The organism is Acidobacteriota bacterium (assembly GCA_039030395.1).
Taxonomy (GTDB): Bacteria; Acidobacteriota; Thermoanaerobaculia; order Multivoradales; family JBCCEF01; genus JBCCEF01.
The window spans coordinates 88,001-102,592 of sequence record JBCCEF010000018.1; the positions used below are offsets into that span (position 1 = coordinate 88,001).

10 protein-coding genes are annotated in these 14,592 nt (G+C 67.9%); all 10 read left to right on the forward strand.

Annotated features, from left to right (window positions below; genetic code table 11):
* The first annotated feature begins 14 nt into the window (after positions 1-14).
* Positions 15-1,256 carry a hydroxymethylglutaryl-CoA reductase gene (locus tag AAF481_15505; GenBank protein ID MEM7482582.1) on the forward strand — a complete coding sequence of 414 codons (1,242 nt, stop codon included), beginning with the start codon at positions 15-17 and terminating at the stop codon, positions 1,254-1,256.
* Complete coding sequence (locus tag AAF481_15510; GenBank protein MEM7482583.1) at positions 1,253-2,818, forward strand: NAD(P)/FAD-dependent oxidoreductase; 1,566 nt, start codon at positions 1,253-1,255, stop codon at positions 2,816-2,818. The genes AAF481_15505 and AAF481_15510 overlap by 4 nt, the downstream gene beginning before the upstream one ends.
* 13 nt (positions 2,819-2,831) lie before the next feature.
* Entirely contained in the window at positions 2,832-4,658 is a 1,827-nt protein-coding gene (locus AAF481_15515) for a VCBS repeat-containing protein (GenBank protein MEM7482584.1), read from the forward strand.
* Positions 4,659-4,739: 81 nt separating this feature from the next.
* Positions 4,740-5,318 (forward strand): CRTAC1 family protein, encoded by a 579-nt coding sequence (locus AAF481_15520; GenBank protein MEM7482585.1) that lies wholly within the window; start codon positions 4,740-4,742, stop codon positions 5,316-5,318.
* A gap of 7 nt (positions 5,319-5,325) precedes the next feature.
* Complete coding sequence (locus AAF481_15525) at positions 5,326-6,999, forward strand: 1-acyl-sn-glycerol-3-phosphate acyltransferase (GenBank protein ID MEM7482586.1); 1,674 nt, start codon at positions 5,326-5,328, stop codon at positions 6,997-6,999.
* Positions 6,996-7,484: a TlpA disulfide reductase family protein gene (locus AAF481_15530; GenBank protein ID MEM7482587.1), complete on the forward strand. Its 489-nt coding sequence runs from the start codon at positions 6,996-6,998 to the stop codon at positions 7,482-7,484. Before AAF481_15525 ends, AAF481_15530 begins: the two co-directional genes overlap by 4 nt.
* A 420-nt stretch (positions 7,485-7,904) precedes the next feature.
* Positions 7,905-9,164: a sugar phosphate nucleotidyltransferase gene (locus AAF481_15535; GenBank protein ID MEM7482588.1), complete on the forward strand. Its 1,260-nt coding sequence runs from the start codon at positions 7,905-7,907 to the stop codon at positions 9,162-9,164.
* 9 nt (positions 9,165-9,173) lie between these two features.
* Positions 9,174-10,622, forward strand: coding sequence for a glycogen synthase (locus AAF481_15540; protein MEM7482589.1), 1,449 nt, complete (start codon positions 9,174-9,176; stop codon positions 10,620-10,622).
* A 25-nt stretch (positions 10,623-10,647) separates the two neighbouring features.
* Positions 10,648-11,871, forward strand: a complete 1,224-nt coding sequence (locus AAF481_15545; protein MEM7482590.1) for an ATPase — start codon at positions 10,648-10,650, stop codon at positions 11,869-11,871.
* Between the two features lie 30 nt (positions 11,872-11,901).
* On the forward strand, positions 11,902-14,241 hold the full coding sequence (locus tag AAF481_15550) for an SLC13 family permease (GenBank protein MEM7482591.1): 2,340 nt from the start codon (positions 11,902-11,904) through the stop codon (positions 14,239-14,241).
* Positions 14,242-14,592 lie beyond the last annotated feature (351 nt).

Consider the following 14,592-nt stretch of genomic DNA (forward strand, 5'->3'; position numbering starts at 1 on the left):
GCTATACTCGCTCTGTGACCTCCGCCTCTCCAATGGACCCTGACGACGAAATCCTTCTGAAGCCCCGGCGGGCTCGCCTCGTTCCCCGCTACGAAGGCCAGGGCTACGAGCGGCCGCAGGTCGACGAACGTCGGCGGTGGGTGGAGGAACGGACCGGGGCGCGGCTGGAGCACGTCGGCCGGTTTTCCGTCGATGCCCCGGCGATGCGGGGCAATGTCGAGAATCCCATCGGGGCGGCCCAGACGCCCCTCGGGGTGGCGGGCCCGCTGAAAGTCCATGGCGAGCATGCCCAGGGGGTGTTTTATGTCCCCCTCGCCACCAACGAAGGCGCCTTGGTGCGCTCCTATGAGCGCGGCATGGTGGCGTTGACCCGCTCCGGCGGCGCCCAGGCGCGGATCCATCTGGACTCGAACCGAGTCTCCCCGATCTTCCACTTTTCGGACATCGCGGCGGCACACGATTTCGCCCGAGCGCTCCCGGGACACCTGGACGAGATCCGCGCCGCCGCCGAGGCGACGACCCACCACGGCCGGCTGCTCGACGTGACCTGCCTGCCGGCCGGCCGCAAGGTGATCGTGGACTTCGTCTATTCCACCGGCGACGCCCACGGCATGAACATGATCGTCAAGGCGACGGACGCCGCCTGCCGGGTGATCCTGCAGCGCGTCGGCGGCGAGCGCTACCTGGTGTTTTCCGGCTACAGCGCCGAGAAGCGGCCGGCCGGCTCCCTGCTGCGCGGCGGCAAGGGCAAGAAGGTGGTGGCCGGCGCCCGGCTTCCCCGACGAGTGGTGCGGACGGTCCTCGGCACCACCGCAGAGGACATGGCCTCGCTGTGGCGGGACACCGTCGCCGGCCACTTCACCAGCGGCTCCCTGGGCTACTGCGGGCACTACGCCAACGGTTTGACCGCCCTATTCATCGCCTGCGGTCAGGACGTCGCCAATGTCGGCAACTCCTGCGTCGGCCTCACCCAGCTCGAAGCCACCACCGAGGGCGATCTCGAAGCGAGCGTCACCCTCGCTTCCCTCACCCTCGGCACCGTCGGCGGCGGCACCGGCGCGGGCACCGGGCGGGAATGCCTGGAGGTGCTCCGTTGCGCCGGTACCGGCGGCGCCCGCAAACTGGCCGAGATCACTGCCGCCACCCTGCTGGCGGGCGATCTTTCGATGGCCGCCGCCATCGCCAGCGGCGAGTTCGTCGGAGCCCACGAGCACTATGGCCGCAACCGCCCGGAGGAAAGCCCGGAAGGCTCATGAGGCGTCGGTTCAAGGGTCTCCGCCGGCAACCTCCCGAAGATCGCTACGACGCGGTGGTCATCGGCGCCGGCGTCGGCGGCCTGGTGTGCGCCAACCTGCTGGTGCGGCAAGGCCTGTCGGTGCTGCTGGTCGAGCGCCACTACATGGTCGGCGGCTACTGCAGCACCTTCCGCCGCGGCGGCTTCACCTTCGACGCGGCCTCGCACTTCTACCCTCTCCTCGGCAACCCGGAAACCCTCACCGGCAAGCTGCTGTTGAACCTCGGAGTGCGCACCCGCTGGGTGCGGATGGACCCGGTGGACACCTTCCACTTTCCAGACGGCAGCCGATTCGAAGTGCCGGCGGAACTCGACGTCTACCGCCGCCGCCTCGACCATGAGTTCCCCCACCAGCGGCAAGCCCTAGATGAGTTCTTCGCCGCCGTCCGCCGGGCCTACGCCAAGGGCCTGATGGTGTACTTCCGCGAGCGCCCGGAGACCCACCTCGGCGACCTGGCGCCGCTCACCGTGACGGACGCCCTCGACCGTCATATCTCCGACCCCAAGCTCCGCCTTCTGCTGACCGCCGACTGCCCGCACTGGGGATCGCCGCCGGAACGCACCTCCTTCGTGTTCGACTCGATGCTGCGGCTGTCGTATTTCCTCGGCAACTACTACCCGGTGGGTGGCTCCCAGGCCTTCGCCGACGAACTCGCCCGCACCTTCGAGGCGCGCGGCGGGCACATCCTGATGAGCACCGCCGCCGAGCGCATCGAGGTGGAGGGCGACCGGGTGGCGGGGGTGCGGTTGACGACGGACCGCGGAACGCTGCGCGGCGAGTACCGGGTGGCGGCACCGGTGGTGGTGTCGAACGGCGACCTCCTGCACACGGACCGAACCCTCCTCGCCACCGATCGCGGTTCGCGGCCGAAGTCCACCGGCGACGGCACCTACCGACACCTGCGGCCGAGCTATCCGTGCTTTCTCGTCCACATCGGCCTGTCGGACGTCTCGCCGGCGGAGCTGGCCGAGGCCCAGGGCTACTACTGGCGCCACTGGGACCCGGACCGGGTGGGCCGCGACGGCTTGATCTGCAAAATCTTCTCGCCGACCCTCTACGATCCCTCCCTAGCTCCGGAAGGTGGGCAGATCGTGATCCTGCAGAAGGTCCAGGAGATCGACTACCCCCGACTGGAGGCGGAGGGCCGCTGGGCGGAGCACAAGGCGGCCGTCGAGGCGGAGATGTTCGGCCATCTGGCGCGGGTGATGCCGGGCATCGAACAACGGGTGGTGGTGCGCTCCGCCGCCTCCGCCCACACATCCTGGCGTTTTACCGGCAATACCCAAGGTGCGATGCTCGGCTGGGAGATGTCACCGGACCAGCTCGGCAGTGACCGGCCGGGCCTCGAGGGCGCCGCCGAAGGCCTGTACCGGGTGGGCCATTGGGTGCGGCCCGGCGGCGGAATCACTCCGGTGATCGTCTCGGCTCAGCAGGTCGCACAGCGGATCTTCGCCGGTGCCGCCGCAAGTAACGCGGCCCGGGCTTCGACGACCCTAGAATGGAGCGAGGCGACCTCCCCATGAACGATTCCGTCCGATGGGCGACCCCTATGCCATGAACCAACGCAAGAAAATGCTGCTTTTCGTTCTGCCGGTTCTGCTGCTGGTCGCCGCGGTCGCCTGGAGCACCGTCCGCGTCCAGGAGCGGGCGGACCGGCTGGCTACCACTGGCACCTCCGCCATCCAATTGCTGAACGAACTCGGCGCCGGCTTGAAAGAGCAAGATATCGAGCGCATCGCCGCCTGCTATGCGGACGACTACTCCCACCCACAGGGTGGCCGCTGGATTGCCGCACCGGTTTCCAACCGCGGCGGCGTCGAGGTTGCCCACTGGCGCGAAGCCGAGAGCGGCGCGGCGGTGGACCGCGGCGCGGCGGTGGCGCAGATGGCGGCACTGTTCGAAGGCGTCGAGAGCTTCGAGAAGGCCAAGCTCAAGCTCGGCCGGGTCGAAACCATGGACGGCGACGACGACGCCGTCGTGCGTTCGGTGCTCTGGCTGCGGGGCCGCGGCGAAGACGGCAAGCGGTTCGAAAGCCAGGCCAAGCTCCGCCTCCACTTGGCGCGCTCCGAAAACGCCTCGGCGGAAGGTTGGGCCATCGTCCGCCAGGAACTCCTCGAAGGGGTGACCACCCGCGGCGCGGGCAGCGGCTTCACGGACATTGCGGCGGCCGCCGGCATCGGCCACCGGGCGCGCTTCAACCCACGCTTCAAGACCCCCGAGTGGGATCCGAAAGTCTTCGAAATCCTGCCCTACGGTTCCGCCGGCGTGTCGGCCGCGGACGTCGACAACGACGGCTGGGTGGACCTCTACTTCGCCGACGGCATCGAGCCGCGGCTCTACAAGAACCTCGGTCCGGATTCAGAAGGCGACCTCCAGTTCGCCGACATTACCGCCGAAGCGGGGTTGCCGGCGGAGATTTCTGCGGTCAACGTGGCCTTGTTTCTCGACCTCGACAACGATGGCGACGACGACCTTTTCCTCGGCCGCTTCATGGACGGCAGCCTGCTCTTGCGCAACGACGGTCCGGACGCCTCGGGCATCCCCCGCTTCACGGACCTGAGCGGCGAAGTGGAGCTCGGCCGGCAGTTCGTGGTGGTGGCGAGCGCCGCGGACTACGATGCCGACGGCGACCTCGACCTCTACCTCGGCCGCTACCTCGACCCGCGAGTCGACCTGCCGACCACTCTCTTCTACACCCGCAACGGCCAGGGCAACTCCCTCTTGAGAAACGACGGCGGCTTCCGGTTCACCGACGTGACGGACGAAGCCGGGGTGCGGGAAGGCGGTCTCACCCTGGGCGTCGCCTGGGCGGACTACGACAGCGACGGCGACCAGGACCTCTATGTCGCCAACGACTTCGGCCGAAATGCCCTGCTGCGCAACGAAGGGGCCGACCCAACCGGCAGCGTGCGCTTCTCAGACGTCAGCGACGAGGCCGGCGCCCTCGACTTCGGCTTCGGCATGAGCGCCTCTTGGGGCGACGCGGACAACGACGGCGATCTCGACCTCTACATCTCGAACGTCCACTCCGGCCAGCGCTGGTACGGCCAATCCACCACCCTCTACGGCTACCTGATGAACAGCGTGCGCCAGGGCACCGTGCGGGAGGACTTCCCCCTCTACCAGGAGATCTTCGGCTACGCCGGGGCCGACTGGCACGACTACGGCGACCGCATGGTCAAGGGCAACTCGCTGCTCCTGAACGACGGCGACGGCGCCTTCCGGGAAGTCACCGAAACCGCCGGCACCAACCCCTTCGGCTGGTATTGGGGCTCGGCCTTCCTGGACTACGACAACGACGGCCTCCAAGACATCTACGCCAACAACGGTTGGATCAGCGGCAGAACCTACGACGATCTTTGACTGCCTTACATCCTGGGCGCGGTCGCGCACATCGACGAGTACAAAAAGGGCACCTTCTATAGCGACGAGTTTCGCGGCGAGATGTCGTGGAACGGCTACGAGACCAACAACCTGTTGCGCAACGAAGGCTTGGGGCAGGACGGCATCCCGCGCTTCACGGACGTCGCCATGGCCCTGGGCGCCGACGACGGCAAGGACGCCCGCGGCCTCGCCATCGCCGACTTCGACAACGACGGCGATCTCGACCTCGCCATCAACCAGAACCCCGGCGACAGCGGCAGGGTCGAGCGCGCCGCTCCCACCCTGCTGCGCAACGACGTCGGCCAGCGCTGGGGTTGGATCTCCATCGACCTGGTAGGCCGAGCCAGCAACCGTTCCGGCTACGGCGCCCAGGTCACCCTCGAGGCCGGCGACCTCATCCAGACCCAGGTGGTCGCCGCCGGCTCGAGCTATGCCTCGCAGCACCACCGCCGCCTGTCCTTCGGCCTCGGCGACCGGCCCAAGGTCGATCGCCTGACGGTGCGTTGGCCGAGCGGCGCGGTCGATACCTTCGAGAACCTGCCGGTGCGTCGGCGAATGAAGATCGTCGAAGGAGAAGGCCTCGAAGTCCGCACCGTCGACGGCGCCGCGGAGCCCCCCGGCGTCACCTCGGCCGGATGATCCACCGGTGAGCACCGTCGCCGCGGTCCGTGACGACTCACCGCGCCGGCTGCTGCTGGCCCACGCCGGAGACGCTCTGGGCGACGCCCTGGCCGAGGCTCTGGCAAGACCACCGGACGGCGCCGCTCCAACCTACGAGGTCGAATGCCTCGATGCCGCCGAGCCGGCGGGTGGCGCCGCCCTCCTCGTCCTGCCGGACCGCACCACGCCTCGCCGCCTCGCCGAAGGCCTCTCGGATTCCGACCGCGTCCTCCTCGACCAGCTCCGATATTGGAGCCGGAACAACACCTCCCGCCGCCTGTTTCTCGTCTCGAGCGCCCTGGTCCACCAACCGAGCCACCGCCAGCCGGGCCACCTGGCGGAAAACGCCCTGCCCCGCCGGCCGCCGAGCCGTCCCGTCGCTCGCCGCTGGCGGCGGATCGAAGAAGCGCTCGTCGAAGCGGCAGGGTCGCAGGCTGAAGTGACCGTCCTCCGCCCCACCCCGATCCCCCTGCGAAAGGGCGAAGACCTGTTCAGCCGACTCCTCGGCGGCTCCTTTTCCGCCGTGCCGGCGGGCTTCGATCCGCCCCTGCAGCTCCTATCCCTGGAGGATCTGATCGCGGCAATTCGCGCCGCCCTCGCCGGCGAATGGCCCACCGGCACCTGGCACCTGGCGCCGAACGGCGTGATCCCCCTGCGCAAAGCGCTGCGCCAGGCGGGCGTCCGGCCGCTACCGCTCCCGGCCTTCGTTCTGCGCGCGGTCTGCCGCCTGCGCGGCGAAGCGCCGGACGCGGTGGAGGCCCTGCGGTACCCCTTCACCGTCAGCGACGCGGCCCGGCGGGGCGCGATGGCCGGAAGCGCTCCCCCGGCCACCCTCGACCGACCAGTCCACGAGCTGGAGTACGACCCGTTCAGCCTCGACCGCGCCTACATCGACCGCCTCGGCCGCACCCTTTTCCGTTTTCTGCACAACCGCTGGTGGCGCATCGAGTGGCGCGGCCTGGAGCACATCCCGCGCCAGGGCGCCGCCGTGCTGGTCGGCAACCACCGCGGCCATCAACCGTGGGACGGGGTGATGATCCTCCACCGCCTGGCCCGCGACCTCGGCCGTTATCCGCGCTTCCTGATCCACCCGGCGCTGGTCAAGTTCCCCCACCTGGCTCCCTACATGAGCCGCTGCGGCGGCGTCCACGCGTGCCGCGAAAACGGCGACTGGGCGCTCTCCCAAAAGGAGCTGCTGGCGGTGTTTCCGGAGGGCATCCGCGGCGCCTTTCGCAGCTACCGGAAAGCTCACAAGTTGGCGAGATTTCGGCCCGACTACGTGCGCTTCGCCCTGCGCCACCGGGTACCGATCATCCCCATCACCATCGTCGGCAGCGCCGAGATCTTTCCCATCCTCGGCAAACTCGACTGGACGTGGTGGAAGCGCCTGAGCGAATGGCCCACCCTGCCGGTCACACCGACCCTTTCGCTCCTGCCGCTGCCCTCGAAGTGGCACATCGAAGTGCTGGAGCCGATCGACCTGGCGAGCGAGTACGGTCCCGAGGCGGCCGACGACCCCGGCACCTATCGCGCGATCAACACCCGGGTGCGCCAGCGTATGGCCGACCATCTACAATCGCTCTACCGGAGACGGCCCGGCATCTTCCGCGGCAAGATCTTCCCCAACGAACCGAGCCCCGTCCTCGGAGACCCGACATGACGCCGAGACTCACCCTCAGCCCACTCGGGCTCGCCCTCGCCGCCCTGACCCTGGCCTGCAGCAGTCCATCGAGCGAGATCGCCGAGGGCGCCCCGCTTCCGACCTTCGCCCTAGAAGATCTCACCGGAGAGCGAGTCCGCTCCCAGGACCTTCCCAATCGCCCCACCGTCGTCTCTTTCTGGGCCACTTGGTGCCAGCCCTGTATCCGTGAGATCCCCCTCCTCAAGGAGCTCCACGCCAGCCCCAAAGTCCACCTCGTCAGCATCGCCCTCGACGAACGAGGCCGCGACATCGTCCAGCCCTTCGTCACCGACCGCCACCTCCCCTACCCGGTGCTCATCGGCAACGAAACCGTCTTCCAAAGAATGGGCGGTCTCGCCATCCCCTACACCATCCTCCTCAACGCCGAAGGCACCGTGGTGGAAATCATCCGCGGCCGGCTGACGAAAGAGATGGTCGAAGTGACCCTGGGCCCCATCTCCTGACCGGCCCTTCCCCAGCCCAAACCAGGGAGGCTCGCGAGCGGCCCCTTCAGAACCCTACTTCCCAGTAGTCCACCCTTAAGAAAGCGGAGCATTTCGTCTGGAACTTGGGACCTCGAGCGCTCACAGCGTGCCCCCCGGAACCACCATCGGAGGTCCGTCGGGGGGACGGGTCGTCAGGGAGCTGGCCGCGGGCGCTCAGAAGAATCGTCGCAGGCCGTGGAAGGTCTGCGCTCGCGGCGCGCCGCGCGGGACCAGCCCGCCGTAGTTCGAGAAGCCCCGCGCGGCCCCAGACGACCCGTCCCCCCGATGGACCGGCCCACGACAACACCCCGGCACCCTTCCCCTGCCCGACGAACCGGCCCAAAGGACTAGCCGAACGCCTTGATTCTAGGTAAGATCGGCCCCTCAAATGGGTGCCAAATGAAAGGGGTCGTCACCGCAATCCTCGGCGGAGGGCAGGGCACTCGCCTATGGCCTCTGACCCGCTATCGGGCCAAACCGGCGGTCCCCATCGGCGGCAAATTCCGGCTGATCGACATCCCGATCTCCAACAGTTTGCACGCCGGCATCGAACAGGTCTACGTCCTGACCCAGTTCAACACCGCCAGCCTCCACCGGCACATCGCCCAGACCTATCGCTTCGATAATTTCAGCGCCGGCTTCGTCAACATCTTGGCGGCGGAGCAAAGCCTCAACAACCGCGACTGGTACCAGGGCACCGCCGATGCGGTGCGCCAGAACCTGCGGCGCCTGCACTACAACCGCCCCGAAGACACCCTGATCCTGTCCGGCGACCAGCTCTACTTAATGGATTTGTACAGTTTCGTCAGCGAGCACCGGGAGCGCCAGGCGGACTTCTCCGTGGCGGTCAAGCCGGTGAGCCGAGCGGAAGCCCAGGGCCTGGGCGTGATGCGCCTCGACCGCACCGGCCGGATCGTGGAGTTCGTCGAGAAGCCGAAGGATCCGGAGGTCATCAACCGTTTCACCCTCGACAAAGAGACCGTCGACACCCTCTCCCTGGACGCGGAGCCCGGCATGCTCCTCGCCAGCATGGGCATCTACGTCTTCAAGCGCGGCGTTCTCGACGAGCTACTCGACGGCAGCGAGGATGACGACTTCGGCCGCGAGGTCATCCCGGCGGCGCTGGCAAGCCACCGGGGCTACGGTTTCATCCACCGCGGCTACTGGCGCGACATCGGAACCATCGGCACCTTCCACCGCGCCAACCTGGAGCTGACCACGCCGGTACCGGAACTGAACCTCTACGACCCCGACCGGCCGATTTTCACCCACCCGCGTTTCCTGCCCGGCTGCAAGATCCGCAACTGCGAGGCCACCCGCTCCATTTTGGCCGACGGCAGCATCGTCGCCGCCAGCAAGGTGTCGCGCTCGGTGGTCGGCATCCGGTCCATCATCCTCGAAGAAACGGTGATCGAGGACAGCGTGGTGATGGGCGCGACGGACTTCGAGAAAGACCCGCGCGACAAGGTGCCCGTCGGCATCGGCCGCGGCTGCCGGATCCGCGGCGCCATCGTCGACCTCAACAGCCGCATCGGCGACGACTGCGTGCTGACCAACGAGAAGGGCATCGAAGAGGGGGACGGCGAAGGCTGGTCCATTCGCGACGGGGTGATCGTCGTCCACCGCGGCGCCTCCATCCCGCCCGGCACCGTCGTCTAGGGGTCCTGGATGCGCATTTGCATCGCCGCCTCGGAGGTCACTCCCTTCGCCAAGACCGGCGGCTTAGCGGACGTTGCCGCCGCCCTCCCCCGCTACCTCGCCGGCGCCGGACACGACGTTCGCCTGTTCCTGCCCTTCCACTCGCGCATCGATCTGGGCGACGCGCCGGTCCATCGGGTGGATTTCCTGACGGATGTGCCCATCCGCCTGGGAGCCCACGGTTTCCGCTACTCCGTCTTCACCACCCCGCTGCCGGAATCGAACCTGTGGGTGTACCTGATCGACTGCCCGGCCCTCTTCCACCGGCCGAGCCTGTACGGCGACGGACCGGACGAGCATCTGCGTTTCGCCTTTTTCAGCCGGGCGGTGATCGAGAGTTGCCAGCGCATGGGATGGGCGCCGGAGATCCTCCACGCCAACGACTGGCACACCGGGCTGATCCCGCTGTACCTGAAAGCGCTCTACGGCTGGGACCGGCTGTTCGACCACACAAGGACCCTGCTGACCATCCACAACATCGCCTACCAGGGCGTGTTCTCGGCGGAGGTCCTGGACGACCTGGGCCTCGGCTCGGAAGCCCGCCGCCTGCACCAGGACGACCTCCACGCCGGCCGCATCGGCTACCTGAAAACCGGCATCCTGTGGGCCGACGCCCTGTCGACGGTGAGCCGCACCCACGCCCAGGAAATCCAGACGGAGGCCTACGGCTTCGGCCTGCACGGACTGCTGCGGGCGCGCTCGGATCGCCTGGTCGGCATCGTCAACGGGGTGGACTACGGCGACTGGGACCCGGCCGCCGATCCCTACCTGCCCCACCCCTACACGGCGGACGACCTTTCCGGCAAGGAGAAGAACAAACAGTCGCTCCTCGAGGGCCTCGGCATGGAGTACCGCCAGGGCCGGCCGCTCCTCGGGCTGGTCTCCCGGTTGACCCACCAGAAGGGCCTCGACCTGACCTTCAACGCCCTCTCGGAGCAGCTCGCCGCCGGCCGGGTGCAGCTGGTGGCGCTGGGCACCGGCGAGCGGCGCCTGGAAAAGCGCTTCCAGGCTCTCCAGGGGCGATTCCCCGGCCAGGCGTGCTTCATCCGCGCCTACAGCGAAGAGATCGCCCACCGCATCGAGGCGGCGGCGGACATCTTTCTGATGCCTTCGCGCTACGAGCCCTGCGGCCTCAACCAGATGTACAGCCTGCGCTACGGCACGCCGCCCATCGTGCGCAAGACCGGCGGTTTGGCGGACACCGTCCGCCCGTGGAATCCCGGTAGCGGCGAAGGAACCGGCTTCGTCTTCGAACACGCCGATGAACAAGGCTTCCACTGGGCGCTACACCTGGCCCTCGAAGCCTACGGCCGGCCGGAGAGCTGGCGGCGCATCCAGCGGGCCGGCATGGCCGAGGATTTCTCCTGGCGGCGCCAGGGCAAGATCTACGAAGAACTGTACCGAAGGCTGGCAGGCTGAATAGGATAGGAAAGGAGAAACGCCCGTGCATGTTCTCTTTGTCGAACCGAGCTTTCCCTACAACCAGAAACAGCACGTCCGCGCCCTGAAGGAAGTCGGCGCGCGGGTCACCGGCATCGGCGAGCGGCCGGTCGACTACCTGTCCGACGACGTCAAGTCCTGGCTCGACGGTTACGAGCAGGTGCCCTCGGTGGTGCACGAGGGCGCGATGCTCGACGCCGTGCGCAAAATCCAGAAGCGCGGTCCCTGGGTGGACCGGCTGGAGGCCTCCGTCGAGGCGCATATTCTGCCCGTCGCCAAGGTGCGCGAAGCCTGCGGCATTCCCGGCACCTCGGTGAAGACCGCCTGGCTGTGCCGCGACAAACCGGCGATGAAAGAAGCCCTGCGTCAGGGCGGCATCCCCTGCGCCCAGTCCACCGGCACCGACGACCCGCAGGAGGCCCGCGCCTTCGCCGAACGGGTCGGCTATCCGCTGATCTTCAAACCCCGCAGCGGCGCCGGCGCCGCCGGCACCCAGCGGGTGGACTCGGACCGCGACCTGGAACACGCCATCAACGAACACCGTCTGGGGCACGGCGGCACGGTGGCGATCGAGGAATTCATCGAGGGCCACGAAGGCTTCTGGGACACCCTGGCGGTGGACGGCAAGCCGGAGCACGAGTTCATCTCCCACTACTACCCGCGGGTGCTCGACGCCATGCGGCACCGCTCCATCAACCCCTACTTCATCACCACCAACCGAGTCGACGCGGAAAGCTACGGCGAGGTGCGCACCCTCGGCCGTAAGGTGCTGGGCATCCTCGGCATCGGCACCTCCGCCACCCACATGGAGTGGTTCTTCGGGCCCAAGGGCCTCAAATTTTCGGAGATCGGCTGCCGGCCACCGGGGGTCGGCGTGTGGGACATCTACTCCGCCGCCAACGGCCTCGACCTCTACCGCGAGTGGGCGATGACCATCGTCCACGGCCACCGCGGCGACCGGGCCTCGCGGCAGTTCTCCGCCGGCATGCTCGCCCTGCGCCCGAACCGCGACGGGCGGATCGCCGGCTACCAGGGGATCGACGAACTCCAGCGGCGCTACGGCCAATGCGTCATCGACACCCACCTGCCGCCGCCGGGCAGCCCCACCCAGCCGGTCGAGGGCGGCTACATGGCGAACGCTTGGGTGCGCATGCGCCACCCGGACTACGACGAACTGCGCAACATCCTGGAGACCGTCGGCAAGACGCTGAAAGTGTTTGCGCAGTAGAGGTCGCCGGCTGAGCCCGCGGAGAGCGTCATGACCCTAGAAATCGGCTTCCTGTTCGTCCTGCTGGCGGCGATGGTCTATCTGTTCCTGACCGAAAAACTGCCCGTCGACTTGACCGCCTTCGCCGGCCTGGTCCTTCTCATCCTCACCGGCTATCTGCAGCCGAACGAGGCGTTTACGGGCTTCGCCTCGTCAGCGGTGATCACCATGCTGTCGATCTTCATCGTCAGCGCGGCGCTGCTGCACACGGGGCTGGCGGACATGGTGGGAGCGCGCATCCACCGCTGGGTGGGCGCCCAGGAAATACCGCTGATCATCACCCTCATGCTGATCGCCGGCGTGCTCTCCGCCTTCATGAACAACATCGCCGCCACGGCGGTGCTGATGCCGGCGGTGGCGGCCCTGGCTCGGCAGGCGAAACTGTCGCCGTCGCGCCTCTTCATGCCGCTGGCCTTCGGCGCCATCTTGGGCGGCACCACCACTCTGGTCGGCACACCGCCCAACATCCTCGCCGCCGAGATGCTGCGAGAGCGCGGCATGGAGCCCTTCTCGCTCTTCTCCTTCGCGCCGATCGGCCTACCGGTGCTGGCCGTCGGCGTGCTGTTCATGATCACCTTCGGCCGCAAGCTGCTGCCCACCCGCGACACCCACGGCCCGGCGCTCCACGAAGCCGGCGAACTGGCGCAGGTCTACCAACTCGACCAGGAACTGTTCACCCTACGCGTTCGAGAGGGTTCGCCGCTCGCTGGCATGACCCTGAGCGAAGCCAAGCTCGGCACCGCCCTCGGCACTCAGGTGGTCGCCATCGAGCGGCGCGGCAGACGCCGGCCCGCGCCGGCGGCGGACACCCTGCTGCGGGCCGGAGACTCCCTGCTGGTGCAGGGCAGCTTGCGCGACCTGCGCACCATGCTCGAGCTCAAAGACATCGAGGTCACCCCCGCCGCCACCACCGACATTCCGCTTCCCTCGGGAGGGTCCGGCGGCGTCCGCATGCGCCTGCCGGCGAACTCGGCCTTCGTCGGCAAGACTCTGAAGGGGCTCGACTTCCGCAAGCATCACGGGCTGGTGGTAATAGGCCTCCAGCGCGGCGACGAGCTGCACGTGCGGCAGGTGGGATCCGAAGAGCTGCAGGCGGAAGACCGGCTCCTCGCCCTCGGCACGCGGGAGGACCTCGAACGCATCCAGCAGATCCCGGATGCCGAGATCGAAGAGTTGGGCTTCGCCGCCCTCAGCGCGATGCGCGATCAGCTCTTCCAGATCCGGGTACCCGCCGGCTCACCGCTGGCCGGCAACAGCCTGGCCGACAGCCGCCTCGGCGACCTCGCCGGCCCGGCCATCGCCGGCATCGTGCGCAGCGACTCCATCTTGCTCGTTCTGTCGCCGGACGAGGTCATCCAGGAGGACGACCGGCTGCTCTTGACCGGCATGCCCAACCGCCTGGCCAGCCTGGTCGACCTGGGCGACATCGAACTCGAAGAAGGAGTGGGCAAGCCCGGCGACGCCCTCGAATCGGACGACGTCGGCATCGTGGAAGCCACCGTCGCCCCGCGCTCGGCGGTGGTCGGCGGAACCCTCGGTGCCCTCGGCTTCCGCGACCGCTACGGCCTGCAGGTGCTCGCCGTGTGGCGCGAGGGCCAGCCGATCCACACCCGCCTGGCGCAACTCGCCCTGCGGGTGGGCGACGCCCTGCTCCTCCAGGGGCCCCGGGAACGCATCCAGCGGCTGGTGGCGGATCCGGACTTCGTGGTGCTCTCCCCCGGCGCCGAAGTGCCCCGCCGTACCCGCAAAGCCCCCATCGCCATCGGCGGCCTGCTGGTGATGATCGGCATGGTGGTCACCGGCTACCAGCCCATCCACGTCGCCGCCTTCACCAGTGCCACCCTAGTGGTGCTCTTTGGCGCCGTCACCATGCAGGAGGCCTACCGAGCCATCGAGTGGCGGGCCATCTTCCTGGTGGCGGCGGTGCTCCCCATCGGCCTTGCCATGGAGCGCACCGGCGCCGCCCAGCTCATCGCCGACCAGGTCAGCGAACTGGCCGGCCCCTACGGCCCCCACGCCGTCCTGGCCGCCCTGATCGTCCTCTCCAGCCTACTCAGCCAAGGTCTCGACGGCGCCCCGGCGGTGGTGCTCCTCACCCCCGTTGTTCTGCAAACCGCTGAAGTTATGGGAGTTAGCCCCTACCCGTTCATGATGGGCGCCAGCGTCGCCGCCTCGGCCGCCTTCATGACCCCCTTCAGCCACAAAGCCAACCTCCTGGTCATGGGTGCCGGCGGCTACCGCTCCATGGACTATCTGCGAGTGGGCACGCCCCTCACCATCGTCCTGCTAGCGATGATGACTTTGTTGATCCCGGTGTTCTTTCCGTTCTAGGGCAAGGTCGAGACGTCTGCTCTACTCAAGGGAATCTCGGGGGAAAGCAGCCCTCGGTCTACTCGAAATCCCACCCGAATATTGAAGAGTTGAAGGGTTCGACTCCGCTTCTACTCCGCTCCCGAATGCAGGGTCGGCACCCGAGCGATCTCGGGACCGTTCTGGAGAAATCCGAACGAAACTGATCGAAATCCGACCTCGAACCGGTGCCGCGTAGACACACTTACCTCAAGCCGAGTCAGAAAACACAACAAGCGGGGTGGTTCTGTGGGGTACTGCTTCCTGCGCGTTGACCTAGCCAGGCCTCAAGGGCGGCACGAAGGGCATTCTCGGGGGAAAGCAGCCTTCTGG